Genomic DNA, 26,332 nt, shown 5'->3' on the forward strand with positions numbered 1-26,332 from the left:
ACGCGGCGGCCCAAGCTCCGCCCGGCCGGAACCGGGTGAGCCTCGCGGTCGTCATCATCAAGGCGATGAACGACTGACCCTCGGGACCCCTGGCGGGCTGCGCCTGAAGGACGGCGGTATGCCGCCCACCCGGCTTCGTGCCGCCCGCCTGCTCCCGCTGCCGGCGCGAGGGCGCGTGACACGGCGGTGGCATGGACAGCAACCGACTCGCCACCGCCACCTCGCCCTCTCTGCCCAACACGCAGAGAACCGGGATGCTGGACTGTCCGCGGATGAGGTCGCTGCATCGCTTGGGGCAGCCGGCATCGACTACGCGTTGACGGACAATGCCGGGGCGAACTTCTATCGGTCGAGCGCAGGCGAGGCGTGGCCCGTCCGCTACGTCAAGGACGTTGTGCGCGCAGCCGAAGCCGCCGGCCTCGTGCGCATGGAGCCGGGCTCGTTCGGGATGCGCGTCACCCTGATTCCGTTCGACGGCGTGAGCGGGATCGGACGGGTCGATACCAGCGGCGTCACGGTCGCTGTACGCGACCAGGTCGTCATCGACGCCTACGGTGGCATCGACCGCATGGTCGAACAGGCCGACATCTTGACCGGCCGTCGTTCGCCCCAGCCATCTGGCAGGTGCCCGATCGGTCGGCGAGGGGCCGCTTGGCGTCGGCCCTCGGGCCTACACTCGCTTGTATGACCGCGAACCGCGATGAGCTGATCAACCTGATCGAGGGCCTGCCCGACGATCAGGTCGAGGTCGTGCTCGCGGACGTGCGTCGGTTGACCGCGAAGCACCCTGTCAGGGAGTGGCCGCCTAGGTTCTTCGGCATCGGTGAGTCCAAGGACCGCCGCACCGACAACGCGCGTCGCGTCGACGAGATCTTGGCCGAGGGATTCGGCGCTCGCCGGTCGTGATCATCTGTGACACCGGCCCGATCTTTGCCGCGGCCGACCGCAAGGACGCGGACCATCACGCCTGCGTCGAGTTGTTCACCGGACTTCGGCTGGCGGGGCGGCGGCTGTTGTTGCCCCCGACCGTCATGGCTGAGGTCGGCTACATGCTGGAGGCCAAGGTGGGGACCTTCGCCGAGGTGGCGTTTCTCGAGTCGATCGCCAACGGGAGTTTCGAGTTGGTCGATCTCACGCAGTCCGACGCCGCCCGCATCGCTGAGCTGGTCAGTCGCTACGACGACCTGCCTCTCGGTACAACCGACGCTTCGGTGATCGCGCTCGCCGAGCGTCTTGGTGTTGGCGAGATCGCGACGTTGGATCACCGCCACTTCCGGGTCGTGCGCCCGAACCACATGTCGTCGTTCACGCTGCTGCCAGAGGGCATTTCCTGAGCTACGTGCCAGGCTCGCCTTGGATGCCTTCGTCGACCACCACGATTGACCAGGTCTTCGCGGTATGGCGCGAGTACTCACGCAGTTGAGCAGCTCCCGTCTCCCGTCGCGTAAACATTCAGCCCCAGCGTGGCCGGTCCTGCGCAGCCTGCCCTGCGCGAGCAGCTTCGGTTGAGGGCGTGTGGCCACGAGACCGCCTCCTAGGCTGGTGACACCGGGCCCGCGGAGAAGCCCGACGCAGATGCGCAGATCCGTAATGCATCACCCTCGTGCATCACTCAAGGAGTGAATGATGCACGTGCCACTCGTTAGGAGTCACAGGAATGGCTAACCGCCTCGCTAGCGCGACGAGCCCCTATCTCCAACAACATGCAGGTAATCCCGTGGATTGGTGGGAGTGGGGACCCGAAGCGTTCGAGGAAGCCAGGCGCCGTGATGCACCAATCTTGCTCTCCGTCGGGTACGCCGCCTGCCACTGGTGCCATGTCATGGCGCACGAGTCCTTCGAGGACGACACCGTCGCGGCGGTGCTCAACGAGCGGTTCGTCCCGGTCAAGGTCGACCGGGAGGAGCGTCCGGACATCGACGCGGTGTACATGGCCGCGACGATGGCTACGACGGGCAGCGGTGGCTGGCCGATGACGTGCTTCCTCACCCCGGAGGGCGATCCCTTCTTCTGCGGCACCTACCTCCCGCGCGAGCAGTTCCTGCGCCTGCTCGCCGCGATCGACGACGCGTGGCGCACCCGAGAGGCCGAGGTCCGGGCCAGCGGCACGCACATCGCCTCCTCGCTGGCCGCGGCGACGACGGCGCCTGGCGCCGCCCGCGTCGACGGACCCGTCCTCGCGACGGCGGTCGCGGGGCTCGCCACGGCGTTCGACGACCGGAACGCCGGGTTCGGCGCGGCACCGAAGTTCCCACCGTCGATGGTGCTCGAGTTCCTGCTGCGTCACCACGCCCGGACCGGCAGCTCGATGGCTCTCGAGATGGCGGCCAGGACCCTCGAGGCGATGGCCCGGGGCGGCATCTACGACCAGCTCGGCGGCGGCTTCGCCCGTTACGCCGTCGATGCCGGCTGGGTCGTGCCCCACTTCGAGAAGATGCTCTACGACAATGCGCTCCTGCTACGGGTCTACCTGCACTGGTGGAAGGCGACCGGCTCGGCGCTCGCCCTGCGGGTCGTGGACGAGACGGCGACGTTCCTCCTGACCGACCTGCGCACCGGCGAGGGCGGCTTCGCGGCCTCCCTCGACGCCGATACCCAAGGCCACGAGGGGCTGACCTACGTGTGGACCCCGGCCCAGCTCGTCGCGGCACTCGGCAGTGTGGACGGCCTCGCGGCGGCCGAGCTGCTCGGGGTGACCGTCACGGGCACCTTCGAGGGCGGCGCCTCGACGCTGCGCCGGCTCGCCGACCCGGCCGACCCCGAGTGGTTCCGGACGGTCCGCGCCCGCCTCAAGCAGGCTCGGGACGCGCGCCCACAGCCGACGCGCGACGACAAGGTCGTGACGTCCTGGAACGGGCTGGCCGTCGCCGCCCTCGCCGAAGCGGGCACCCTGCTCGGCCGAGCGGACTGGGTGGCGGCAGCGCGGGACTGCGCGGACCTCGTGCTCGGCCGTCATGTCGTCGACGGACGGCTGCGCCGCTCCTCGCTCGCCGGGCGGGTCAGCGACGCGGGCGGGGTCGCCGACGACTACGGCAACCTCGCCGAGGGGTTGCTCGCGCTGCACCAGGCCACGGGCGAGGTCCGCTGGTTCGAGGCGGCCGGAGAGCTGCTCGATGGCGCACTGGCACGCTTCGCCGCCGACGACGGCGGGTTCCACGACACCGCCGCGGACGCCGAACCGCTCTACCTGCGGCCCCGGTCTGCGGGCGACAACGCCGAGCCGTCCGGCCAGTCCGCCCTTGCCGGCGCGCTCGTGACGTATGGCGCCCTCGCCGGGAGCAGCGCGCACCTCGAGGCCGGTCGTCGCGCCGTCGAAGCGGGTGGAGGGCTCGTCTCGCGTGACCCACGGTTCGCCGGGTGGACCCTGGCGGTCGCCGAGGCGCTGGCCGCCGGACCGCTCGAGGTCGCGGTCGTGGGCACCGACGACCTCGCCACCCGGATGCACGCGCTCGCGCTGGCCAGCACCAGCCCGGGACTCGTCAGCGCCGCAGGGGCACCGGACAGCCCCGGCATCCCGCTGCTGGCCGGGCGTCCGCTCGTCGCCGGGGGCTCGGCGGCATACGTGTGCCGTGGGTTCGTGTGCGACTCGCCGGTGACGGACGCGGCGACGCTGGCCCGCGTCCTCGGCGTGGCCCGCCCGGGGTGAGGCGGCGCTGGCGGCGCGTGACCCGTGACACTGCCGACCACCCACCACGCGTCGGACGGAGCCCTGTACCGTCGATCGGAACTACCCCACCCTCGATCCGGACAATCCACGCTCGGTGCGGGCTGGCGTGTCGCCGACAGGACGTGACACGCTGGCCGGTACAGAACGTGGGCCCGCCGTGCGGCTCCGTCACCGGGATGGACCTGACCGGGACGGACCCGACGGGATGGGGCACCGGGATGGATCTCCGAGCCCGGGCCCAGCGTTCTCTCGGTCGAAGTGGGTATACCAAACCCCTGAGTCAGGGGGCTGGCGGTGGCACACCAGCTGAACGGGGCGACACACCATGGACAGAACTGACGTCAGGCCGATGCGGCACTTGGTCAACGAGCTGGCGAGGGTCGAGGAGGGCATCCGACGGACCCGCGGCATGATGGGTCCGGCCGAGGCCGAGCACGACGAGGGACTGCGGGCCCTGCTGGCCCGGCGCGACGAGCTGAGAAGGCTCGTCGGCGGGCACCGGGCTTCCGGGCACCGGGCGCGACGGCACCTCAGCGTCTCGTGACTTCGGTCTAGCCAGGCGGCCGGGCCGGTCGCGTCTACGCGGTCGGCTTGGCCGATCCCGCCAGGGATGGGTGCAGCCGCGCCGAGGGCCACCCACCGGAGTGGACCAAGCCCCCGACCAGGCGTGCCAGCTCGGCGGCGACCGCCTCGACCGCTCGCGAGCGGCGACCGCGCGGCAGCCCCAGGACGATCGAGCGTGTCGTCTCGGGCTCGGTGAGGGGGGCCGCGCTGAGGACCCCGCTGACCACATCGGCACCGACCCCGGCCGCGGGCAGGACCGTCCAACCGTAGCCGGCGAGCACGAGCTGCTTCTGCAGGTGCATCGAGTTCGTCTCGAGAGCGACCGTCGGGACCACCTCGACCCCGGAACGCGCTCGGTCGACGAGGACGCGCAGCCCGTGCCCGGCGACCGGCAGGACCAGCGGCTGCGCGAGCAGCCTCGTCCACGGGATCGCCTCGCTCGGGTCGAGCCGCGCGCTGGGCGGGGCAACGGCCCACAGGGACTCGTCGAGCAGCGGCAGGACGGCCAGAGAGGGCGTGTCGGTCAGGTTGTAGAGCAGCGACAGATCCACCTCGCCGTCGTCGAGCCACTGCTGCAGGTGGCCGGAGTAGGCCGTCAGGATGCGCAGCTGCACGCCGGGCCAGCGGTGCGTCACGGCCCGGACGAGGGGCTCGACGATCAGGTCCATGACGCTCTCCAGCACGCCGAGCGTCACGATGCCGCTCACCTCGGCCGCGTCGGACCGAATCTCGGCACGGGCGCGTTCGAGCTCGCCGAGCGCCCGTCTCGCATGGCCGACGAGCCGCTCCCCTGCCTCCGTCGGCACCATGCCCTGCCGGGTCCGCTCGAACAGCGGCACGCCGAGCTCATGCTCGAGCAGCCGGATCTGCCGGGTGACCGCCGGCTGGACGAGGTGGAGCAGCTGCGCGGCCCTGGTGACACTGCCGACCTCGGCGACGGCCACCACCGCCGTGAGCTGTTTGAGGTCCATGGATTCCTCCGGTCACGGTTCAGCTCAGCCATACGAGCCTGAAATCTCTATATCAGAAATGCTTATTCGACACGACGAATCATCAGTACTCATCATGAGGGGGCATCCGACAACGACGTAGGAAGACCTCCGCTCATGCAAACCCACACCCTGAGGTGAACAACGAAAGGCACGCGATGCACCTGCCCCTCGACGGAGTGACCGTTGTCAGCATCGAGCAGGCGGTCGCCGCGCCGTTCGCGACCCGCCAGCTCGCCGACCTCGGCGCTCGGGTCATCAAGGTGGAGCGACCCGGCGTCGGAGACTTCGCTCGCGGCTACGACGAGACGGTGCACGGGCTCGCCAGTCACTTCGTCTGGCTCAACCGGTCCAAGGAGTCCATCGAGCTCGACCTCAAGGACGCGGACGACCTCGCGCTGCTGCGCCGCCTCATCGAGAGTGCCGACGTCTTCGTCCAGAACCTCGCGCCGGGGGCGGCCAGCCGACTGGGCCTGTCGGCGAAGGCGCTGCGCGCCACCAACCCCCGGCTCGTGCACGCCTCGATCTCGGGGTACGGCGACGACGGACCGATGAAGGACAAGAAGGCCTACGACCTGCTCGTGCAGTGCGAGACCGGACTCGTGTCGATCACCGGCACGCCGGAACAGCCCTCCAAGGTCGGCATCTCCGCTGCGGACATCGCCGCCGGGATGTACTGCTACACCGGCATCCTCACCGCGCTGCTCCAGCGCGAGCACACCGGCGAGGGGGCCGAGGTCTCGGTCTCGATGCTCGAGGCGCTCGGCGAGTGGATGGGCTTCCCGATGTACTACGCGGTCCACGGCGGGACCGAGCCGGCCCGGACGGGTGCCTCGCACGCGGCGATCGCGCCATACGGCCCGTTCCGCTGTGGCGGAGGTGAGCAGGTCTTCCTCGGCCTGCAGAACGAGCGCGAATGGCGCACCTTCTGCAGGGACGTCCTGCGGGACGAGGACCTTGCGAGCGACGAGCGGTTCTCGTCGAACAGCCGCCGAGTGGCCAACCGCGACGCTCTCACCGGGCAGATCGAGGGCCGGTTCGCGGGCCTCACGGCCGCGCAGTGCCTGCACCGGCTCGACGAGGCCGGCATCGCGAACGCGCAGCTGCGCACGATGCATCAGTTCGCGGAGCATCCGCAGCTCGCCGCCCGCAGGAGGTGGCGTCAGGTCCACACCCCGGGTGGACCGGTGCGAGCCCTCCTGCCGCCGGCCACCCTGGCGGGGCAGGAGCCGGTCATGGGACCGGTCCCCGCACTCGGGCAGCACAACGCCTCGATCCGCGCCGAGCTCGACGCCCGACAAGCAGACAACAGTGGACAAGGAGACGAATCATGATGGACCACCTGACCGCCGAGGAAGTCTCGATCGTCAAGCTGGTTCGGGACTGGGTGACCCACGAGGTCCGGCCGGTCGTGCGCGAGCTCGAGCACAGCAACACCTACCCGGAGGAGCTCATCGAGCAGATGAAGCAGATGGGGATCTTCGGGCTGGGCATCGGCGAGCCCTGGGGCGAGGCCAAGGTGAGCCTGCCGTGCTACGTCCTGGTCACCGAGGAGCTCGCCCGGGGCTGGATGAGCCTGGCTGGTGCGATGGGCGGTCACACCGTCGTCGCCAAGCTGATCCAGGCCTTCGGCACCGACGAGCAGAAGGACCGGTACCTGCCGCGGATGGCGACCGGCGAGCTGCGGGCCACGATGGCGCTCACCGAGCCCGGCGGCGGGTCGGACCTGCAGGCCATGCGCACGACGGCGATCAAGGACGGCGAGCACTACGTCGTCAACGGCTCCAAGATGTGGATCACGAACGCACGCCGGTCCGGGCTCGTCGCGCTGCTGTGCAAGACGGACCCGTCGGCCAGCCCCGCGCACAAGGGGATCAGCATCCTGCTGTGCGAGAAGGGTGAGGGCTTCACGGTCTCTCGGGACCTGCCGAAGCTCGGCTACAAGGGCGTCGAGACGTGCGAGCTCTCGTTCGCGGACATGCGCGTCGAGGCGGGGCAGCTGCTCGGCGGCGTCGAGGGCCGCGGCTTCGCCCAGATGATGAGCGGCCTCGAGGTGGGCCGCCTCCAGGTGGCCGCCCGCTCGCTCGGCGTGGGGCGTGCGGCCCTCGAGGACGCGTTGGAGTACGCGCAGCAGCGCGAGAGCTTCGGCCGGCCGATCTGGAAGCACCAGTCGATCGGCAACTACCTTGCCGACATGGCGACCAAGCTCGAGGCGGCGCGTCAGCTGACCCAGTACGCAGCCCGGCGTGCCGAGTCCGCGGACCGGGCAGACCTGGAGGCCGGCATGGCCAAGCTCTTCGCATCCGAGACCGCCATGGAGGTCGCGCTGGACGCGATCCGGATCCATGGCGGCTACGGCTACTCGACCGAGTTCGACGTCGAGCGCTACTTCCGCGACGCACCGCTCATGATCGTCGGCGAAGGCACCAACGAGATCCAGCGGGGCGTGATCGCGCGTCAGCTCGTCAAGCGTGGGACGGTGGCCCCATGACCGACTATCTCGGCACGGCCGCCGGAGCGCGCGCCCTGCTCTTCGTCCCCGGCAACCGGCCCGACCGGTTCGACAAGGCGGCCCGCGCCGGGGCGGATCTGGTCATCCTCGACCTCGAGGACGCCGTCGCACCGGCGGACAAGGACGGGGCACGGCAGGAGGTGGCCTCCTGGCTGGCCGCGGGTTCTCGCGCGTGCGTCCGGATCAACGCGGCCGGCACCCGATGGCACCGGGCGGACCTGGCGGCGCTGCGCGAGACCGAAGGGGTGGTGGCGGTCGTCCTGCCGATGGCCGACGACGCCGAGGTGCTGACCGCGGTCCACCGAGCAGCCGGGGTCCCGGTGATCGCGCTGGTCGAGACCGCACGCGGGGTGGTCCGAGCGGCCCAGCTCGCCGCGGCGCCCGGCGTGGTCCGCCTCGCGTTCGGAGCTCTCGACCTCGCCGTCGACCTCGAGAGCGAGGACCCGGGGACGGCAGACCTCGTGCGGCGCCAGCTCGTCCTGGCCAGCCGGGCCGCCGGCCTTCGGGGGCCGATCGACTCGGTCACCCCGACCGTGACCGATCCCGGGCTCGCCGGCCGCGAGGCCACCGACGCGCGCTCCCTCGGCATGCGGGGCAAGCTCTGCATCCACCCCGGCCAGGTCGCACCGGTGCTCGCCGCGTTCCGACCGGCCCCGAGCGAGATCGACTGGGCGCAGCGCGTCCTGACCGCCGGTGCGGTCGAGGGCGTCACGGTCCTCGACGGCCAGATGGTCGACGCGCCGGTCCTCGAACGAGCCCGGCGGATCCTCGCCTCGGTAGAAGGGAGCGTTCATGAGTGAGCAGGTCGTCCGATCGGCCGTCATCACCGCCGAGCCAGCGGAGGCTCTCGCCGCCCTGCTCGATATCGACCCACCGGCGGGTCACGAGGTGCCGCCCATGTGGCACACCTGCTACCTGCTCGAGCACCCTGCAACCCGCGACCTCGGTCCCGATGGGCATGCCACCTCAGGGATCCCGGCTCCCCCGGGCCCCGGGCTGCGCCGGATGTTCGCAGGAGGCCGCGTCGAGACGAGGTACCTGCTGCACCACGGCCCGGCGACCCGCACCACCCGGGTCGTCGGCCGCGTGGCGAAGCAGGGCCGGACGGGTCCCCTGACCTTCCTGACCGTCCGTCACGAGTATGCGCAGGACGGCCGGATCGCCGTCGTCGACGAGAACGACCTGGTCTACCGGGGGCCCAGCCAGAGCTCCCTGACGAGCAACGGAGACGAGGGCCTGCCGAGCGGCCGCGAGGCCCACCTCGCCCTGGATGTCGACGAGGCGTTGCTCTTCCGCTTCTCGGCACTGACCTACAACGGTCACCGCATCCACTACGACCGCCAGTGGTGCCGGCACGAAGGCTACGACGACCTCGTCGTGCACGGTCCCCTCCAGGCCCTCATGATGGGAGAGCTCCTGCGACGCAACGGAGTCGACCTGCTGGGGCGACGACTGGAGTACCGCCTCGTGTCACCCATGATCGGCCCGCAGACGATGCACGTGCTCGCCTCGTCCGAGGGGGTGAGCGCAGGCGCCGAGGTACGCACGGCGGACGGCCGCCGCACGGCAGGCAGCCGGGTGGCGCCTGCGTGAGTCGCGGGCGTCCCTGTCCCTCAGGCCCACCAGCCGGCCAGGCCGCCTGCGATCCTGACGATGAAGGCGAACACGATGACCACGAAGACGGCCCGGACGAACCCGCTCCCCTTGGCGACCGCGGTCCGGGCGCCGGTGTAACCACCGAGCAGGTTCGCGGCCGCGATGACGACCCCGACCTTGACCAGGACCAGCCCCATCGGCGCGAACAGCGTGAGGGCGCCGAGGTTGGTCGCGAAGTTGGCGATCTTGGCCTTGGCGCTCGCCTCGAGGAAGGCGTAGCCGAGCAGCCCGACGAGCGCGAACACGAGGAACGAGCCGGTCCCGGGCCCGAGCGCCCCGTCGTAGACCCCGATGACGAACCCGGTGGCCATCGCGAGCACAGTGTGCTTCGCGCCCTGGAAGCGCCGGACCGTCTCACGGCCGAGATCGGGCTTGAGCAGCGTGTAGGCGCCGACGACGACGAGCAGCACCAGGATGATCGGGTTGAACAGCGACTTGGGGATGTGCAGCCCGATGAGCGCACCACCGACGGAGCCGAGGTACGCCACTGCGGCCATCGGCAGCGCGGTGCGCAGGTCGGGCCGCACCCGCCGGGCATAGGTGACCGCGCTGGTCGCCGTCCCGAAGATGCCGCCGAACTTGTTCGTCGCGAGCAGCTGGGCCGGGCTGGCACCGGGCAGCGCGACCAGCAGCGCAGGCAGCTGGATCAGGCCGCCGCCGCCGACGACGGCGTCGATCCATCCGGCGGCGAAGGCGGCGAGCGCGAGGAAGAGCAGGGTCGTGACGGTCGGGTCGCTCATCGCGCGGTGAGGTTCCACGCCGCGACGATGGCAGCCACGTCGGGAAGCTCGTGGGCGACCGCGTCCGGGCTCGCCTCGTGCGAGACCTGCTGCTCGACCGGGATCCGCGAGTGCGGCACCCAGATCGCGCGCATCCCGACCTGCTGCGGACCGTGGACGTCCTCGTAGGACCGGTCGCCGACGAAGACGCACTCCTGCGGCGTGACGCCGCAGGTCTGCGCGGCGTGCGCGAAGATCTCGGCACGCGGTTTGACCCACGGTGTCTCGCTCGAGTAGACCTCGGCGTCGATGAGGTCGAGCACGCCGTCCCGTTCGAAGATCGACCGGTGGTAGGTCCGGTCCCAGATCGTGTTGGACACGACCCCGACCCGCAGCCCCTGCGTGTGCAACGCCTCCCAGAGTGGCGCGACCGCGGGATGGGTGATCGTGTGTGGCTCCCAGAAGGCGCGGTATGCCGCTGTGCCGGCCTGCGTCAGCGGGTGACCTGGGGGCAGCCCGCAGGACTCGAGGATCTCGGGCAACCGGGCGCTCACGCCGAGCGAGCGGCCACGTTCCCAGGCGGCGTCCTCGGCGGCATACAACCTGCCGGCGAGGTCGTCACGGGCGCAGGCGAGCGTGCCCACCCCGTCGGCGAACGCGGTCCACTGGGCACGCAGGTCGACCTCGTGCCAGGGCGTGATCGTGCCGCCCCAGTCGAAGAGCACGGCACGCACGGGTGCGGCGGTCACGTCCGGCCGACCTCCGCCAGCACCTCGGCGACGGCAGACCCGACGGGCACCTCGCGGCGCTCGCCGCTGCGGCGGTCCTTGACCTCGACGACGCCCCTGGCCAGCCCCTTGCCGACCACGACGATGGTCGGCACGCCGATCAGCTCGGAGTCCTTGAACTTCACGCCCGGGCTGACCGCCGTGCGGTCGTCGACGATGCAGGTCAGGCCGCGCTCCTCCAGGCCGACCGCCAGCTGTTCCGCGGCGGCGAGCACGTCGGGCCCCTTGCCGGCCGCGACGACGTGCACGTCGGCCGGGGCCAGCTCGCGCGGCCAGACGATCCCGGCCTCGTCGTGGTTGCCCTCGACGACCGCGGCGACGGCGCGGGAGACGCCGACACCGTAGGAGCCCATGGTGACCGTGACCAGCTTGCCGTTCTGGTCGAGGACCTTCAGGTCGAGGGCCTCGGCGTACTTCGTGCCGAGCTGGAAGACGTGGCCCATCTCGATGCCGCGGGCGCTCTCGAGCGTGCCGTCGCATGCCGGGCACGGGTCGCCGGCATGCACCTCGGCGGCCTCGATCGTGCCGTCGGCGGTGAAGTCGCGCCCGGCGACGAGGTCGAGCACGTGGTGGCCCGGCTGGTTGGCGCCGGTGACCCAGCGGGTGCCCTCGGCGACACGCGGGTCGAGCAGGTAGCGGATGCCCGACGTGCCGTCCAGGCCCAGGGCGCCCGGGCCGATGTAGCCCTTGACCAGCGCCGGGTTGGCCGCGAAGTCGGCCGCCTCGAAGGGCGCGATCTCGGCCGGGGCGACCTGCGCCTCGAGGCGCTTCTCGTCGACCTCGCGGTCGCCGGGGACGCCGATGGCGAGCGGCTCGCGGGCCCCGTCGGGGTGCACGAGCATGACCACGACGTTCTTGAGCGTGTCGGCCGCCGCCCACGCGCGGTCGGCCCGTGGGAAGCGGGCGTTGAGCAGGTCGACGAGCGTCTCGATCGTCGGGGTGTCAGGGGTGTCCTCGACGTGCGCGGCCGGCGCGTCGGCGAACGGCACCGGGCCGGGAGCGGGCACCCGCACCGCCTCGACGTTGGCGGCATACCCACAGCTCGTGCAGCGCACGTAGGTGTCCTCGCCGACCTCCGCGGTGGCGAGGAACTCCTCGCTCTTGGACCCGCCCATGGCGCCCGACATCGCCTGGACGATGACGTAGTCGAACCCGAGCCGGTCGAAGATCTTGACGTAGGCGTCGCGGTGGGCCTGGTAGGACTTCTCGAGGCCGGCGGCGTCGAGGTCGAAGCTGTAGGAGTCCTTCATGACGAACTCGCGGCCGCGCAGCACGCCGGCCCGCGGGCGGGCCTCGTCGCGGTACTTGGTCTGGATCTGGTAGAGGCTGATCGGCAGGTCCTTGTAGGAGCTGAACAGGTCCTTGACGGTGAGGGTGAACAGCTCCTCGTGGGTCGGCCCGAGCAGGTGGTCGGCGCCCTTGCGGTCCTTCAGGCGGAACAGGTTGTCGCCGTACTCGGTCCACCGGCCGGTCGCCTCGTAGGGCTCGCGGGGCAGCAGCGCCGGGAAGATCAGCTCCTGCGCGCCGGTCGCGTCCATCTCCTCGCGGACGACGCGCTCGACGTTGCGCAGCACCTTCAGGCCGAGCGGCAGCCACGCGTAGACGCCGGGGCTGACCCGCCGCACGTAGCCGGCGCGCACGAGCAGCTTGTGGCTCGGGACCTCGGCGTCCGCCGGGTCCTCGCGCAGGGTGCGCAGGAACAGGGACGACATGTGCAGGGCCACCGGGACTCCTTCGGATGCATGGGGGCGAACCCCCGCAGGATATCTGCCGGATGTCGCTGCCGTTCCGTACGTCGCTGCCGCTCCCTCCGACCGAGAGTGCAGCAGTCGGCATCGACAGTGCGACAGTCCGTATCGACAGTGCAGTACTGCTGCTCGAGCGGGCCACGATCCGGACCCGCCCTCGCCGGACGGGCGTCGACACCTACCGTCGACCCATGGGCGAGGTCTACCTGCACGGGCACCAACCCAGCGTCCTCGCCGCGCACGGGACACGGACGGCAGCCGACTCGGCGGCATACCTGCTGCCCCACCTGCGGCGGGGCGACGTCCTGCTCGACGTGGGGTGCGGGCCGGGAACGGTCACCCTCGACCTCGCGGCGGTGGTCGCACCGGGGACCGTCACCGGCATCGATGCCGCCGAGGCGCCCCTGATCGAGGCCCGCCGGGCCGCGGCTCGCCGCGGGGATGCACGGACCACCTTCGAGGTGGCCGATGTCCTCGGGCTGCCTTGGCAGACCGGCGTCTTCGACGTGGTGCACGCCCACCAGGTACTCCAGCACCTCAGCGATCCGGTGGCCGCGCTGCGCGAGATGGCCCGCGTGGCCCGCCCCGGCGGGATCGTCGCCGCTCGCGACGCCGACTACGGGTCGATGGTCTGGTACCCCGAGCTGCCCGGCCTGACCCGCTGGATGGCCGTCTACCAGCGGGCGGCGCGCGCCAACCACGCCGAGCCGAACGCGGGACGGCGGCTCACCGCCTGGGCCCACGCGGCGGGACTCGCCGAGGTCACGAGCACCGCCTCGACCTGGAGCTACACGACCCCTGAGCAATGCGCCTGGTGGGGAGCGGGCTGGGCGCGGCGGGCGCTCGAGTCGGGCTTCGCGACCCAGGCCCTCCGGCACGGGCTGGCCGACCACGACGACCTGCGGCGCATCAGCGAGGCCTGGCTCGAGTGGTCCCGTCATCCGGACGCGTGGTTCGCGATGACGCACGGCGAGATCGTCGCGAGAATGACCCCGCAGGGATGACCCCGCGCCGCGGCTGTGCCGGTCACACTGTCCCGTATGCCGCCCACCTCCTGCTCGTTCACGTGCACCTCCGCGCCGGCGGAGGCCCGCGAGCTGGTCGCTCCGCTCGTGGCTCGGGAGCCGATCTGGCTCAGTGTCGTCGCGAGCACCATCGAGGCCCTGGCCACGGACCCGAGCCGTTGCGCGAGCCCGCGCTGGTGGGTCGGCCGCGACCTATGGGGTCGGGCCGTGGCGGCCCTCATGCACACTCCTCCGCACCCGCTGCACGTCGGGTACGCGACCGACCACCAGGCCCGGGCCCTGGCGCGGCTCCTTCTCGCCCAAGGTGACTCGCTGCCCGGGGTCGGTGGGATGCGTGGGCCGGCCGAAGCCTTCGCCGCGGTGTGGACGGCCGTCCGGGGCGGTTCGGCGCGGACCGCGACGGACCTCGGCGTCCACGTGCTGCCGGCGCGACCCCGGCTCCGGTTCGAGGTGGCCGGGCGGTATCGCCGCGCGACCCTCGACGACCTCGACCTGACGGACCGTTGGGCGGCCGACTTCCACGCCGCGGTCGGGACTCCGGGGGCGCCTGCCTCGACCCGCCCTGCCATCGAGGCCGGCCGGCTCGGCCTGTGGCTGGACGACTGGGACGCACCGGTATCGATGGCCTACGCGTCGGTCGCGGGCGCAGGCGTGACCCGGGTGTCCGGCGTCTGGACGCCTCCGGCCAGGCGCGGTCGGGGCTACGCCTCCGCGGTCGTCGCCGCGCTCAGTGACGAGCGGATGAACGACGGCGAGACGTGCCTGCTCTACACCGACCTGGCGAACCCGACCAGCAACGGGATCTACCGGGCGCTCGGCTACCGCAGGGTCGGCGACGGCGTCATCCTCGTCTTCGAGTGAAGGGTCGCGACCACGAGAACCACCACGAACGCACTTCTCGTGGCCCGCCGAACCGAGTCACCCGGCCGGGGCCGGGCGGGAACTGCGCAGGACCACCGCAACCGATCTCGACACTCCGTCACCGACGGCACCGGACTGCACTGCCACCCGCTGGTAGCGTCGGCCGCGGACTGAGCAGTCGCCGACCTAGACCCTTCCGGGAGCATGGATGCCAGCCGAAGAGGAACAACGCGCCCCAGCGTTGCCCGAGCACCACTACCACCACGGGCAGCACACCATCGGTACGGCGCCCGACCGGGACCCGTACGTCGTGGACGGCAGCGCGATCCAGGAGCCGCCGACGACCCTGAAGGGCAGGCTGAAGTTCCTCGGCCCCGGCATGATCACTTCGGCGGCGGTGGTCGGCTCCGGTGAGCTGCTGACCGCCACGACGCTGGGTGCCCAGGTCGGCTTCATCCTGCTCTGGCTGGTCTTCGTGTCCACCTTCGTAAAGGTCTGGGTGCAGATCGAGCTCGGCCGGTGGTCCATCTCGGTCGGCCGCGTGGCGGTCGGCGGGTACGACGACGTGCCACCCCGGATCGGCAGGCGCGGCTGGATGGCCTGGCTCGTGCTGCTCATGTTCGTCCAGTTCATGACCAGCCAGGCCGGCGTGATCAGCGCCTCCGCGTTCGCGCTGTCCTCGCTGTTCCCGTTCGGGGCGGAGCCCTACTCGGTGACCTCCATCGGGATCTGGGTCGCGATCCTGGTCGCGATCGTCGTGGCGATCCACATCACGAACCGCTACGAGGTCGTCGAGTCGGTCTCGACGGGGCTGGTCTTCCTGATCACCGCGTTCGCGGTCGTGATGGTCTTCATCGTCCAGGCCACCCCGTATGCGTGGACCGGCTCCGACTGGGCCGACGGGTTCCGCTTCCAGGTGGCGGCCGGGTCGATGGGGGTCGCGCTGTCGATGTTCGGGCTGACCGGGGTGGGCGCCGGCGAGGTCTCCGCATACACCTACTGGTGCGTGGAGAAGGGCTACGCCGCCTGGACCGGGCCGAACGACGGCTCAGCGGACTGGGTGCGCCGGGCCCGCGGCTGGACCTCCGTGATGAAGGTCGACGCCTGGGTGGCCTGGGTCATCTACACCATCTCGACCGCGGCCTTCTACATCCTCGGCGCCGCGGTGCTGAACCCGCAGGGCCTCGAGCCGAAGGGCAACGAGGTCATGGTGACGCTGGCCGAGGTGTACGACAGCACGGTCGGGCGGTGGGGCGCGGTGGTCTTCCTGGTGGGGGCCGCGCTGGCGCTGTTCAAGACGATCATCGCCAACGTCCCCAGTCTGGGCCGCCTGGTGGGCCACACCCTGGCCGTCTTCGGCGCGTTCGACTGGCAGGACAAGGACCAGCGCAACCGGTGGATGCGGATCATCATGATCGTCCTGCCGATCCTGTGGGGGCTGCTGGGCACCATCCTCAAGTCGCCGCTCGCGCTCGTCATCCTGGCCGGCATCCTCAACGCGATCTTCCTGATCGGCGTGGCGATCTCGACGATCTACCTCGCCACCAACCAGGTCGACCCCCGCATCAGGGACGGGCGCTTCTACAGTGTCATGCTCTACATCTCGGCGACGGCGATCACCCTCGTCGGGGTGCTGGGCCTGATCAGCTCGTTCTGACCATGCCGGCCGGGAGCACGCAGCGGCTCGCCCTCGCACGAGCGCGCACCGGACCGGCCTGCATCATCACACCCACCTGAACGGAAGGCTCCTCGAGTGAAAGCGATCGTGGTGCACGGCAGCAGGGACCTGCGCGTCGACGAGGTCCCCGACCCGGTCGCGGGTCCCGACAACGTCGTCGTCGAGATGGAGTGGGGCGGGATCTGCGGCTCGGACGTGGCCTACTACCTGCACGGGGTCTCCGGGACCGCGGTCCTGAAGGAGCCGCTGGTGCTCGGGCACGAGGGGGCCGGCCACGTCGTGCACGCCGGAGCCGCCGTAGCCGCGGCGCTGCACGCCCGCGGCATCGCGGTCGGCACGCCCGTGACGATGCACCCGGCCACACTCGTGGGTGCGGGCCGCCTGCCGCCCGACACCGCGGCACGGACCAACCTCTGGCCGCAGGTGCGCTACTTCGGCTCGGCCGCGTTCAGCCCGCACGAGCCCGGCCTGTTCAGCCGGTTCCGGGCGGTGCGAGCCGACCAGCTCCGGGCCCTCCCGCACGGTGTCACGACGAAGGCAGCTGCCCTGGCCGAGCCGCTGGGGGTCGCGCTGCACGCCGTGAACCGGGCCGGCGACCTGACCGGGATGACGGTCCTGGTCAACGGCTGTGGCCCGATCGGGGCCCTGGTGATCGCCTGTGCCCGCGCCCGGGGTGCCGGTCGCGTCGTCGCCGCCGACGTCTCCAGGGCGGCGCTGGCCATCGGCGAGCGCATGGGGGCCGGCGAGATCGTCGACGTGTCCACCGGTGCCGGGCTCCCCGCTGACGTCGACCTCGCCATCGAGGCCTCCGGTGCCCCGAAGGCGCTCGGTGACGTCTTCGCGGCGGTGCGCCGTGGCCGCGTCGTGGTCCAGGTCGGCAACCTTCCTGCCGGCGAGGTCAGCGCGGCCCTCGGCAACATCGTGACCCGGGAGATCGACTACCGCGGCTCGTACCGCTTCGTCGACGAGATCTCCGATGCGCTGCAGCTCATGGCGGCCGGGCTGGACGTCTCACCGCTGATGACCCACGAGGTGACGATCGATGACGCCGTGCCCGGGTTCGAGCTGGCCGCGGACCGTACCTCGGGATCGTCCAAGGTGATGATCCGGCTGTCCTGATCGGGCGGCCGGGCCCGGTCCCGCGCCGCACGGGCCTCGTCAGGGCAGGGCGGTCAGAGCAGGATCGTGCGGAACTCGCCCACCTGCTCGAAGCCGCACCGGACGTAGGTGGCCCGGGCCGGCTGGTTGAAGTCGTTGACGTACAGGGACACCTCGTCGGCCGGCCCGCCCAGCACCTGCTCGACGACGGCGGCCATCGCGGGGACCGCGAGGCCCTGTCCGCGCCGGTCCGGGTGGACCCAGACCCCCTGGATCTGGGCGCAGCCGAGCGCGAGCGAGCCGACGTCGGCCTTGAAGACGACCTCGCCCTGCTCGACGCGCACGAACGTGTGCCCCTGGCGGATGAGCGCGGCGATGCCGGCGCGGTAGCCCCGGTCGGAGCCGAAGTACGGCGCGTAGCCGATCTCCTCGGTGAACATGTGCGCGGCGGCCGGCAGGACGATACCGACCTCGTCGAGCCGGGCCGGCCGGACCTGGTCGTCGGCCCGGACCCCCAGACGCGACGGAGGCGTCGAGGTGGTCATCAGCGGCTGGTGGCTGCGGATCGCGCGGACCGGGCCCCAGGTCGGCGCCAGTCGTTCCCACAGCGCCGCGACCTCGTCGAGCGGGCCGAAGATCGAGGCGCACAGCCGACGCATCCTGCCGATCCGCACCGCGAGCGCTGCCACCCCTTCGTCGTCCAGTCCGACGGGCACGACGTTGGCCGAGGCCCAGGCCAACCCGTCCAGGCACCCGTCGCGGTAGTGCCCCAGCAGCGACCCCGGGTGTCGCCGCAACGCACCCTCACCGATCCGCGCCGCGACGAAGACACCGGCCGCCCGGTTGCGGGCGCAGACCCGCAGGGCGGCATCGTGGTCGGCGGGCCCGAGCGGCCGCACGGGCACACGTTGGCGGAGCACACCCACAGCCTGCCGCCCCAGCCTCAACCTGTCACCCCAACGCGCTAGAACCACCCGTTCGACACATCATCGCGCACTCCGCCGGTGGATGCCCGTCAGGACCGGGCGCGCCGTCGGCGCAACGGGTAGCGGTCGAGGTCGTCCGCCGCCGCGACGTCGCAGCCGGTGGCCCGACTCGCCGCCTGCCGGCGCAGCACCCCGACGTCCGGGTAGCGGGCCGAGAAGTGGGTCAGCACCAGGCTCCGGGCGCCCCCACCTGCCGCGAGCCGGCCCGCCTGCCCCGCCGTGAGGTGCAGATATGCCGCCGCCAGCGCGCCCTGCTCGTCGGCGAAGGTGCACTCCGTGACGAGCAGGTCGGTGTCCTGCGCCAGCTGCTCGGCCCCGGGACACGGCGCCGTGTCCATGACGAACGCGAACCGCTGACCACGTCGTATGACGCTCACCTCCTCGAGCCCGACCCCTCGCAGGCGCCCTTCCCGCCTGAGGCGGCCGACGTCAGGACCGGTGATCCCCGCCGCAGCGAGCCGCTCCGGCAGCAGGGTTCGGCCGTCGGGTTCCTCGAGGCGATAGCCGTAGCACTCGACCCGGTGCCGCAGCGGCTGCACGGACAGTCCCGGGGCGACCTCACCGGCCGAGCCGTGCGGGTGCAGGTGCAGGTCCACCCCTCCGGGCGTGAGCGCGACCAGGGCCCGGACGGCGGCCTCCCCGGAGGCCGGGTAGTGCAGGTCGACCGGGTGCGTCACCCCGTCGACGGCCATCCGGGACAGCACCCCCGGCAGGCCGTAGCAGTGGTCGCCGTGCAGGTGGGTCAGGCAGATCCGGGTGATCTGGTGGGCCGAGACCCCCGCGTAGGTCATCTGCCGCTGGGTGCCCTCCCCCGGGTCGAACAGGAGACCCTGGCCGTCCCAGAGCAGCAGGTAGCCGTTGTGGTTGCGGGTGCGCGTCGGCACCGCAGCCGAGGTGCCGAGCACCACGAGCTCACGCATGCCTGACCGGAGCGCACCGGTCCGGCCGTGCCCGAGCGGGCACAGCGGCATACCCCTGCCTGGAACGGGAGCGCGCCACGCCTCGGGCGTCAGCTGACGGAGACGGTCGGCGACCCGACCGGCTCGGCGTCGGCCGGCTCGCCCATCTCCTCGGCGATGCGCAGGGCCTCCTCGATGAGCGTCTCGACGATCTGGCTCTCGGGGACGGTCTTGATGACCTTGCCCTTGACGAAGATCTGGCCCTTGCCGTTGCCGGAGGCCACGCCGAGGTCGGCCTCGCGGGCCTCGCCGGGGCCGTTGACCACGCAGCCCATGACCGCGACGCGAAGCGGGACGGTCAGGCCCTCGAGCCCGGCGGTAACCTCGTCGGCGAGCTTGTAGACGTCGACCTGGGCACGCCCGCACGAGGGGCACGAGACGATCTCGAGCTTGCGGGGCCGCAGGCCGAGCGACATCAGGATCTGGCTGCCGACCTTGACCTCCTCGACGGGCGGGGCCGACAGCGAGACGCGGATGGTGTCGCCGATGCCCTGCGAGAGCAGGACGGCGAAGGCGGTGGCCGACTTGATGGTTCCCTGGAAGGCGGGGCCGGCCTCGGTCACGCCGAGGTGCAGCGGCCAGTCGCCCCGCTCGGCGAGCAGCTGGTAGGCGCGGACCATCGTGACCGGGTCGTTGTGCTTGACCGAGATCTTGAAGTCGTGGAAGTCGTGCTCCTCGAAGAGGCTCGCCTCCCAGACGGCCGACTCGACGAGGGCCTCCGGGGTGGCCTTGCCGTACTTCGCCAGCAGTCTCCGGTCGAGGGAGCCGGCGTTGACGCCGATGCGGATCGAGACGCCGGCGTCCTTGGCGGCCTGGGCGATCTCCTTGACCTGGTCGTCGAACTTGCGGATGTTGCCCGGGTTGACCCGGACCCCCGCGCAGCCGGCGTCGATGGCGGCGAAGACGTACTTCGGCTGGAAGTGGATGTCGGCGATGACCGGGATCTGGGACTTGCCGGCGATGGCGGGCAGGGCGTCGGCGTCGTCCTGGCTCGGGCAGGCGACCCGGACGATGTCGCAGCCGGCCGCGGTCAGCTCGGCGATCTGCTGGAGCGTGCCGTCGACGTCGGTCGTCTTCGTCGTCGTCATCGACTGGACCGAGATCGGGAAGTCGCTGCCGACACCGACCTTGCCGACCCTGATCTGGCGGGTCTTGCGCCGTGGGGCGAGGACCGGCTGGGGGGCCGACGGCATGCCGAGGGAGACGCTCATGAAGTCCATTATCCCTCGGCCCTGCTGCGGTCAGCCGTGGGTCACCCCGACGGGGAAGTCCGGGCCCGTGCCGGCGAGGAAGGAGTAGCGGGCCCTGGGGCCGCCCGCCGACGGCTCGGCGTCCGCGATCTGCGCTCACCCGGCGAAGGACCGAACAGGCCTCGAGCAGGTCACCCAGCCCGCCCCGCAGCATCTGCTGAGCCTCGGTCCGGACGAGCGCCATGTCGCCGACGGGGCTCGTGGCGCTCGCTGCAGATGGAGCCAGTGCGCGGGCCCCGCCGAGCTCGTCGTCGATCCTGCGACCCTCAGGTCTCCAGCCTCCCGCTGCCCATCACGAGGCGTCCGCGAAGGGGCAGGAGGGTGTTCCTCTCGTCCGGGCCGCTTCATCGATGACGGCATCGTCCCAACCTACCGACGCCGAAGCCCGCGGCGTCAGCCGAAAAGGCTGATCGGCTTGACGATGTCGGCGTAGATGAGCAGCACCGAGAAGCCGATCAGCACGATCGACATGCCGTAGGCGATCGGCAGCCCCTTGGCGACGTCGACGTAGCCCGGGTCCGGCCGGTGGCGCAGTCTGGCCCAGCCCTTCTTGAGCCACTCCCACAGGGCTCCCGCGACGTGCCCGCCGTCGAGCGGCAGGAGCGGGATCAGGTTGAACACGAACAGGGCCAGGTTCAGCGAGGCGATCAGCAGGACGAGCTGGGCCAGCTTGAGCCAGTTGCCGCCCTCGTCGGCCGGGATGTCCATCGCGGCGACCTCGCCGCCGATGCGGCCGACCCCGACCACGGAGATGGGACCGTTCGGGTCCCGCTCACCCGAACCGAACGCAGCCTGCACGATGCCGACCATCTTCTGCGGGATGCGCACCAGCACCCCGGCCGTGTCCAAGGTGCGGTCCCACACGAACCTCGGCGCCTCGAGCAGTGGCGTCCGGACCAGCTCCTGACCCGGGACGACCCCCAGGAAGCCCATCGTGGTCAGGGCGAGCTCGCCGTCCTTGGTGACCGGGTTGCCCTGCGCGTCGTAGGTGGCGCGGTCCAGGACCGCCGGGTGGACCACGACGGTCCGTTGCGTGCCGTCCCGCTGCACCACGAAGGTCAGGCTCCCGCCGTGGCTGTCGCGGATCGCGTCGGAGACCTGGTCCCAGCTCGTGACGGGCTTGCCGTCGACCGCGACGAACCGGTCACCGACCTGCAGGCCGGCGGCCACGCTGGGCGCCTTCGGGTCCCCCGGTCGGCAGGACGGCTGCGGCACCTGCAGGGTGGGGGCGGCGGTCGGGACGCAGGTCGACAGGGCCCCCACCTTCGGGGCGACCTGGGGCAGGCCGTAGAGCGTGATGACCCCGGTGAGCAAGACCGCCGCGATGAGCAGGTTCATCAGGGGCCCGCCCATCATGATGATGATCTTCTTCCACGGCGCGAGGCGGTAGAAGACCCGCTCCTCGTCCCCGGGCCGGACCTCCTCCATGGAGTCGGCGCGGGCCTGGTCGGCCATCTGGCTGAACCGCCCGGTCGACACGCTGCGCAGCTCGCCCGGCTTGTCCCCGGGGCGCGGCGGGAGCATCCCGATCATCCGGACGTAGCCCCCGAGCGGGATCATCTTGATGCCGTACTCGGTCTCTCCCCGGCGCCGCGACCAGATGGTCCTACCGAACCCGACCATGTACTGGGTCACCTTGACGCCGAACTTCTTGGCCGGCACGAGGTGCCCGATCTCGTGCAGGGCGATGCTCAGTGCGACGCCGACGGCGACGACGAGAACACCCAGGAGGAACAGCACGCCTCCATTGTCACATCAGGTCCGACATCACGGACCAGGGCGGCCGGACCGCTCCGGGCGGATCCGCCCGCTCAGGTCCGGGCGCGGGCGACACCACGCGCCCAGGCGTCGGCGGCCAGGACGTCGTCGAGCGTGAGGTCGGTGTGCCCGGAGCGCGGCTCGGCGGCATACGCCTCGACGACCGTCGCAACCGTTTCCACGATGGCGGGGAAGCCGATCCGCCCCGCATGGAACGCGTCGACGCACACCTCGTTGGCCGCGTTGTAGACGGCCGGCCAGGTGCCGCCGGCCTGCCCCACCCGCCGGGCGAGCGCCACGGCCGGGAAAACGTCGTCGTCGAGGGGCTCGAACTCCCAGGCCTGGGCCTTCGTCCAGTCGACCGGTACGTCGACGTCGGGGATCCGCGCCGGCCAGGTCAGTCCGAGCGCGATCGGCACGAGCATCCGCGGCGGGCCGGCCTGCGCGATCGTCGAGCCGTCCACGAACTCGACCATCGAGTGGATCATCTGCTGGGGGTGCACTACGACCTCGATCCGCTCGAACGGGACGTCGAACAGCAGGTGCGCCTCGATGACCTCGAGGCCCTTGTTGACGAGGGTGGCCGAGTTGGTCGTGATGACCCTGCCCATCGAGAAGTTCGGGTGCGCGAGGGCCTGCTGCGGGGTGACCCCCTCCAGCTCGGCGCGGCTGCGCCCCCGGAACGGCCCGCCGCTGGCGGTGATGACCAGGCGGCGCACCTCGCCCGCCGAGCCGCCGCGCAGGCACTGCGCGATCGCGGAGTGCTCGGAGTCGACCGGCACGATCTGGCCGGGAGCCGCTGCCGCCTTGACGAGCGGCCCGCCGATGATGAGCGACTCCTTGTTCGCGAGGGCCAGGGTGGTGCCGGCGCCCAGCGCCGCGAGGGTGGGCTCGAGCGCGATGGCGCCGGTGATGCCGTTGAGGACGACGTCGGCGGGGCGAGCCGCGAGCGTCGAGCCGGCCCGCGGTCCCGTCAGCAGCTCAGGGTCGTATGCCGCCGAGCCGGCTCGGTCGGCCGCCGCACCGATGGCTGCGGCGAGCTCCTGCTCGCTCGCGTCGGCCACGGCGACGACGGGCGAGTGCAGCTCGACTGCCTGCTGCGCGAGCGCGGCGAGGTTGTGCCCGGCCAAGAGCCCGACGACCTCGAAGCGATCCGGGTTACGCCGGACGACGTCCACCGCCTGGGTGCCGATCGAGCCGGTGGAGCCGAGCAGGATGACCCGGCGGGGATGGGACGGGGTGGACGCAGCGCTCACCGCCGCATTCTCCCTCACCCGCTCCGCCCGCTCGGCCCCCGTACCGCCCGACGGGTCCTGACCGCGTCCGGACGCTTCCGGCTCCGCCCCTGCGGCTGCCCGGCGGCCCCGTCGTCAGGATCCTCGACACCTGCTCCGCTGTGGGGAGCAGTGGGCCCGCTGCGTCGCTGTGGGGAGCAGGGCATGAGGCTCCGACGAGCCGATGGGGCAGCGCGTCCCAACCGCGATAGGGCATGCACTGAACCGGCGCCGGTCAGCGCAGGCCCAGACGTGGCGGGGCGCGCCGCCTCAGAGCGCGATGCCGACGTACTTGGTCTCGAGGTACTCCTCGATGCCCTCGGCGCCGCCCTCGCGGCCGACCCCGGAGGCCTTGACGCCGCCGAACGGGGCGGCCGGGTTGGACACGACGCCCTGGTTCACCCCGACCATGCCGTACTCGAGGGCCTCGCTGACCGTGAGCGCGCGGGTCAGGTCGCGGGTGAACAGATAGGCCACGAGCCCGTACTCGGTGTCGTTGGCGAGCCGGATCGCCTCCTCGTCGGTGACGAAGGTGCGCACCGGCGCGACCGGGCCGAAGATCTCCTCCCGGTTGACGTCGGCGTCGGCCGTCACGCCGGACAGCACCGTGGGCTGGAAGAACCAGCCCGGCCCGTCCACCGGCTGCCCACCGGTCAGCACCCGGGCTCCCTTGGCGACGGCGTCGTCGAGCAGCGCGGTCACCTTCTCGCGCGACTTCTCGTCGATGAGCGGCCCGACGTCGACGCCCTCGTCGGTGCCGCGGCCCCAGCGGAGGGCGCCCATCCGGGCGGCAAGCCGCTCGGAGAACTCGGCGGCGACCGACTCGTGGACGTAGAACCGGTTGGCCGCGGTGCACGCCTCGCCGATGTTGCGCATCTTGGCCAGCATCGCCCCGTCGACGGCCTTGTCGAGGTCGGCGTCGGCGAAGACCAGGAACGGCGCATTGCCGCCGAGCTCCATCGACACCCGGAGGATCTGCTCGCTCGCCTGCTCCATCAGGGCGCGCCCCACCGGAGTCGAGCCGGTGAACGTCAGCTTGCGCAGCCGCGGGTCGCGGATGAGTGGCTCCATCACGGCGCCGCTGTGGCTGGTCGTGACCACGTTGAGCACCCCCGGCGGCAGCCCGCAGCCCTGCAGCAGGTCGGCCAGGGCCAGCATGCTCAGGGGGGTCTGGCTCGCGGGCTTGACGACCATCGTGCAGCCCGCGGCGATGGCCGGGCCGATCTTGCGGGTGCCCATCGCCAGCGGGAAGTTCCACGGCGTGATCATCAGCGTCGGCCCGACGGGCTGCTTCATGGTCAGCAGCCGGGTCGCGCCGTTCGGCGCCGTCGACCAGCGACCGGAGACGCGCACGGCCTCCTCGGAGAACCACCGGAAGAACTCCGCGCCGTAGGCCGCCTCCCCCCGCGACTCGGCCAGCGTCTTGCCCATCTCCATCGTCATCAGCAGGGCGAACTCGTCCGCCCGCGCGGTGATCTGCTCGTATGCCGCCCGCAGCAGCTCCGCGCGGTCGCGCGGTGCGGTGCGCGCCCAGTCGTGCTGGGCGGCGGCTGCGGCGTCGAGGGCCGCGCGGCCGTCCGCCGGGGACGCGTCGGCCACATACGTGAGGACCGCCCCGGTGGCCGGGTCGTCCACGGCGAGCTTGCCGCCGCCGTCGGCGTCGCGCCACTCGCCGCCGATCAGCAGGCCCTTGGGGACGGAATCGATCACTGACTGCTCTGTCACGCTTTCCATGCTTCGACCCTAGTCCCGCCACACGGTGCGCGTGGGTCACCCGGGGCGGGCGGCACCCCCCGGCCACCCCGGCATCCCAGCCCGCGGCTCGCGCCTGGAACTGTCGTCGCCTCGGGACCGTTGACCGGGTGGCTCGAGCGAGCCGCCCGCCCTCGAGACCAGGAGCCGTCATGGGATTCCTCGACCGACTGCTCGGCCGTGAGCCGCAGCGCCCCCCGACGCCGATGCCCGCACCCGTGGGGCGCCCCTACGAGGCGCCGGCACCGCGTGGCGGGGCATCGGTCGACGACGAACGGGCGATCGCCCGTTACCGGTACCTGCTGCGCACCGCGCCCCCGGAGGACATCGAGCGAGTGCACGCCGAGGCGTTCGCCCAGCTGAGCCAGGAGCAGCGCCAGATGGTGCTCCAGCGGCTGACCGAGGACCTGCCCGAGGCCGAGCGCCCCCGCTCCACAGAGCCCGCCGACCTGGCGCGCAGCGCGACCCGGGCCGAGCTGTCCCGCCCGGGCTACCTGCAGCGCTCCTTCGGGGGCGGCATGGGCATGGGTGGCATGTTCGCCGGCTCGATGCTCGGCACGATCGCGGGCGTCGTCGTCGGTTCGGCTGTCGCTGACGCCCTGTTCGACGGCTATTCGTCCTCACCCGAGGCAGCGGATGCCGGTGACACGGACGCGGGCCAGGACGGCTCAGGGGGCGACGGCTCGGGAGGCGACTCGGGCACCGCCACCGCCGGAGACTCCGCCGATGGCGCCGGCAGCGATCCGGGTCTCGGCGACGCCGGAGGAGACTCCGGCTTCGAGGGCTTCGGCGGCTTCGAGGGCTTCGGCGGCTTCGGGGGCGGCGACTTCGGGTTCTGAGTAGCCGCCCCCTGTCGAGGTGCAGCGTTACCCAGGGGTGCTGAACCGGCCGCGGAACGGGTGCCGGTTTCGATGATGGTCCGTGATGGCGGTTCTGGCCGGCGACCGGTGCACCGGCCGGCGGCATACCATCGGGTTCGCCCTCGACCGCACGGTTGGAGCGGGGGGCGGTCGTGCGAGTGCGCCGGCGTCACACGCCGGCCAGGTGG

Annotated in this window: 24 protein-coding genes; 14 read left to right on the forward strand and 10 right to left on the reverse strand. The window is 71.7% G+C overall.

Going from position 1 to position 26,332, the window contains the following annotated elements; translation table 11 throughout:
• The 5 genes from WMI84_RS07515 to WMI84_RS07535 all read left to right on the forward strand — a co-directional run.
• Nucleotides 1-688: hypothetical protein (locus tag WMI84_RS07515; RefSeq protein WP_347351824.1), on the forward strand; the 688-nt coding region annotated here is incomplete at its 5' end.
• Nucleotides 685-906, forward strand: coding sequence for a hypothetical protein (locus WMI84_RS07520; RefSeq protein ID WP_347351826.1), 222 nt, complete (start codon nt 685-687; stop codon nt 904-906). The genes WMI84_RS07515 and WMI84_RS07520, both read left to right, overlap by 4 nt.
• Nucleotides 903-1,334: a PIN domain-containing protein gene (locus WMI84_RS07525; RefSeq protein WP_347351827.1), complete on the forward strand. Its 432-nt coding sequence runs from the start codon at nt 903-905 to the stop codon at nt 1,332-1,334. Before WMI84_RS07520 ends, WMI84_RS07525 begins: the two co-directional genes overlap by 4 nt.
• A gap of 323 nt (nt 1,335-1,657) precedes the next feature.
• Nucleotides 1,658-3,646 (forward strand): thioredoxin domain-containing protein, encoded by a 1,989-nt coding sequence (locus tag WMI84_RS07530; RefSeq protein WP_347351829.1) that lies wholly within the window; start codon nt 1,658-1,660, stop codon nt 3,644-3,646.
• A 346-nt stretch (nt 3,647-3,992) separates the two neighbouring features.
• Nucleotides 3,993-4,211, forward strand: a complete 219-nt coding sequence (locus tag WMI84_RS07535; protein ID WP_347351830.1) for a hypothetical protein — start codon at nt 3,993-3,995, stop codon at nt 4,209-4,211.
• A gap of 34 nt (nt 4,212-4,245) precedes the next feature.
• Here WMI84_RS07535 and WMI84_RS07540 read toward each other — a convergent pair whose 3' ends face one another.
• Nucleotides 4,246-5,202 (reverse strand): LysR family transcriptional regulator, encoded by a 957-nt coding sequence (locus tag WMI84_RS07540; protein WP_347351832.1) that lies wholly within the window; start codon nt 5,200-5,202, stop codon nt 4,246-4,248.
• Nucleotides 5,203-5,378: 176 nt separating this feature from the next.
• On the opposite strand from WMI84_RS07540, the gene WMI84_RS07545 reads away from it, so the two are divergent.
• Genes WMI84_RS07545 through WMI84_RS07560 form a run of 4 tightly spaced genes read left to right on the forward strand, consistent with a single transcriptional unit; the run spans nt 5,379 to nt 9,325 of the window.
• Nucleotides 5,379-6,554 carry a CaiB/BaiF CoA-transferase family protein gene (locus WMI84_RS07545; RefSeq protein ID WP_347351834.1) on the forward strand — a complete coding sequence of 392 codons (1,176 nt, stop codon included), beginning with the start codon at nt 5,379-5,381 and terminating at the stop codon, nt 6,552-6,554.
• Nucleotides 6,551-7,711 (forward strand): acyl-CoA dehydrogenase family protein, encoded by a 1,161-nt coding sequence (locus WMI84_RS07550; RefSeq protein ID WP_347351836.1) that lies wholly within the window; start codon nt 6,551-6,553, stop codon nt 7,709-7,711. The genes WMI84_RS07545 and WMI84_RS07550 overlap by 4 nt, the downstream gene beginning before the upstream one ends.
• Nucleotides 7,708-8,532 carry a CoA ester lyase gene (locus tag WMI84_RS07555; RefSeq protein WP_347351838.1) on the forward strand — a complete coding sequence of 275 codons (825 nt, stop codon included), beginning with the start codon at nt 7,708-7,710 and terminating at the stop codon, nt 8,530-8,532. The genes WMI84_RS07550 and WMI84_RS07555 overlap by 4 nt, the downstream gene beginning before the upstream one ends.
• Entirely contained in the window at nt 8,525-9,325 is an 801-nt protein-coding gene (locus WMI84_RS07560) for a mesaconyl-C4 CoA hydratase (protein WP_347351839.1), read from the forward strand. The genes WMI84_RS07555 and WMI84_RS07560 overlap by 8 nt, the downstream gene beginning before the upstream one ends.
• A 20-nt stretch (nt 9,326-9,345) precedes the next feature.
• On the opposite strand, the gene WMI84_RS07565 is transcribed toward WMI84_RS07560, so the two are convergent.
• From WMI84_RS07565 to WMI84_RS07575, 3 genes are read right to left on the reverse strand one after another with little or no spacing between them, the layout of a single operon-like run.
• The gene (locus tag WMI84_RS07565; RefSeq protein ID WP_347351841.1) at nt 9,346-10,128 is read right to left on the reverse strand and encodes a TSUP family transporter; all 783 of its coding nucleotides are present in this window, start codon (nt 10,126-10,128) and stop codon (nt 9,346-9,348) included.
• The gene (locus WMI84_RS07570; protein ID WP_347351843.1) at nt 10,125-10,856 is read right to left on the reverse strand and encodes an HAD family hydrolase; all 732 of its coding nucleotides are present in this window, start codon (nt 10,854-10,856) and stop codon (nt 10,125-10,127) included. The genes WMI84_RS07565 and WMI84_RS07570 overlap by 4 nt, the downstream gene beginning before the upstream one ends.
• Nucleotides 10,853-12,619, reverse strand: coding sequence for a proline--tRNA ligase (locus WMI84_RS07575; protein WP_347351844.1), 1,767 nt, complete (start codon nt 12,617-12,619; stop codon nt 10,853-10,855). Before WMI84_RS07575 ends, WMI84_RS07570 begins: the two co-directional genes overlap by 4 nt.
• Nucleotides 12,620-12,834: 215 nt before the next feature.
• Between WMI84_RS07575 and WMI84_RS07580 the strand changes: the two genes are divergently transcribed.
• From WMI84_RS07580 to WMI84_RS07595, 4 genes are all read left to right on the forward strand, one after another.
• Nucleotides 12,835-13,647 carry a methyltransferase domain-containing protein gene (locus tag WMI84_RS07580; protein WP_347351845.1) on the forward strand — a complete coding sequence of 271 codons (813 nt, stop codon included), beginning with the start codon at nt 12,835-12,837 and terminating at the stop codon, nt 13,645-13,647.
• 36 nt (nt 13,648-13,683) lie between these two features.
• The gene (locus tag WMI84_RS07585) at nt 13,684-14,529 is read left to right on the forward strand and encodes a GNAT family N-acetyltransferase (protein WP_347351847.1); all 846 of its coding nucleotides are present in this window, start codon (nt 13,684-13,686) and stop codon (nt 14,527-14,529) included.
• A gap of 208 nt (nt 14,530-14,737) precedes the next feature.
• Complete coding sequence (locus tag WMI84_RS07590; RefSeq protein WP_347351848.1) at nt 14,738-16,186, forward strand: Nramp family divalent metal transporter; 1,449 nt, start codon at nt 14,738-14,740, stop codon at nt 16,184-16,186.
• Nucleotides 16,187-16,282: 96 nt separating this feature from the next.
• Nucleotides 16,283-17,326 carry a zinc-binding dehydrogenase gene (locus tag WMI84_RS07595; protein WP_347351850.1) on the forward strand — a complete coding sequence of 348 codons (1,044 nt, stop codon included), beginning with the start codon at nt 16,283-16,285 and terminating at the stop codon, nt 17,324-17,326.
• 53 nt (nt 17,327-17,379) lie between these two features.
• On the opposite strand, the gene WMI84_RS07600 is transcribed toward WMI84_RS07595, so the two are convergent.
• The 6 genes from WMI84_RS07600 to WMI84_RS07625 all read right to left on the reverse strand — a co-directional run bounded on the left by WMI84_RS07600 (nt 17,380) and on the right by WMI84_RS07625 (nt 25,266).
• Complete coding sequence (locus tag WMI84_RS07600) at nt 17,380-18,225, reverse strand: GNAT family N-acetyltransferase (protein WP_347351851.1); 846 nt, start codon at nt 18,223-18,225, stop codon at nt 17,380-17,382.
• Between the two features lie 95 nt (nt 18,226-18,320).
• Nucleotides 18,321-19,211 (reverse strand): ribonuclease Z, encoded by an 891-nt coding sequence (locus WMI84_RS07605; RefSeq protein WP_347351853.1) that lies wholly within the window; start codon nt 19,209-19,211, stop codon nt 18,321-18,323.
• An 89-nt stretch (nt 19,212-19,300) separates the two neighbouring features.
• A complete protein-coding gene (gene ispG / locus WMI84_RS07610; RefSeq protein ID WP_347351855.1) occupies nt 19,301-20,461 on the reverse strand; it encodes a flavodoxin-dependent (E)-4-hydroxy-3-methylbut-2-enyl-diphosphate synthase in 1,161 nt (386 codons plus the stop codon).
• A gap of 432 nt (nt 20,462-20,893) precedes the next feature.
• Entirely contained in the window at nt 20,894-22,240 is a 1,347-nt protein-coding gene (locus WMI84_RS07615) for a site-2 protease family protein (RefSeq protein WP_347351857.1), read from the reverse strand.
• Nucleotides 22,241-22,311: 71 nt separating this feature from the next.
• Complete coding sequence (gene dxr / locus WMI84_RS07620) at nt 22,312-23,514, reverse strand: 1-deoxy-D-xylulose-5-phosphate reductoisomerase (protein ID WP_347351859.1); 1,203 nt, start codon at nt 23,512-23,514, stop codon at nt 22,312-22,314.
• Between the two features lie 288 nt (nt 23,515-23,802).
• Nucleotides 23,803-25,266 (reverse strand): NAD-dependent succinate-semialdehyde dehydrogenase, encoded by a 1,464-nt coding sequence (locus WMI84_RS07625; RefSeq protein ID WP_347351861.1) that lies wholly within the window; start codon nt 25,264-25,266, stop codon nt 23,803-23,805.
• A 170-nt stretch (nt 25,267-25,436) separates the two neighbouring features.
• Here WMI84_RS07625 and WMI84_RS07630 point away from each other — a divergent pair, with 170 nt between their 5' ends.
• Nucleotides 25,437-26,123 carry a hypothetical protein gene (locus tag WMI84_RS07630; protein ID WP_347351862.1) on the forward strand — a complete coding sequence of 229 codons (687 nt, stop codon included), beginning with the start codon at nt 25,437-25,439 and terminating at the stop codon, nt 26,121-26,123.
• Nucleotides 26,124-26,332 lie beyond the last annotated feature (209 nt).

Origin of the sequence: Intrasporangium sp., from assembly GCF_039812505.1 — a bacterium.
Taxonomy (GTDB): Bacteria; Actinomycetota; Actinomycetes; order Actinomycetales; family Dermatophilaceae; genus Intrasporangium_A.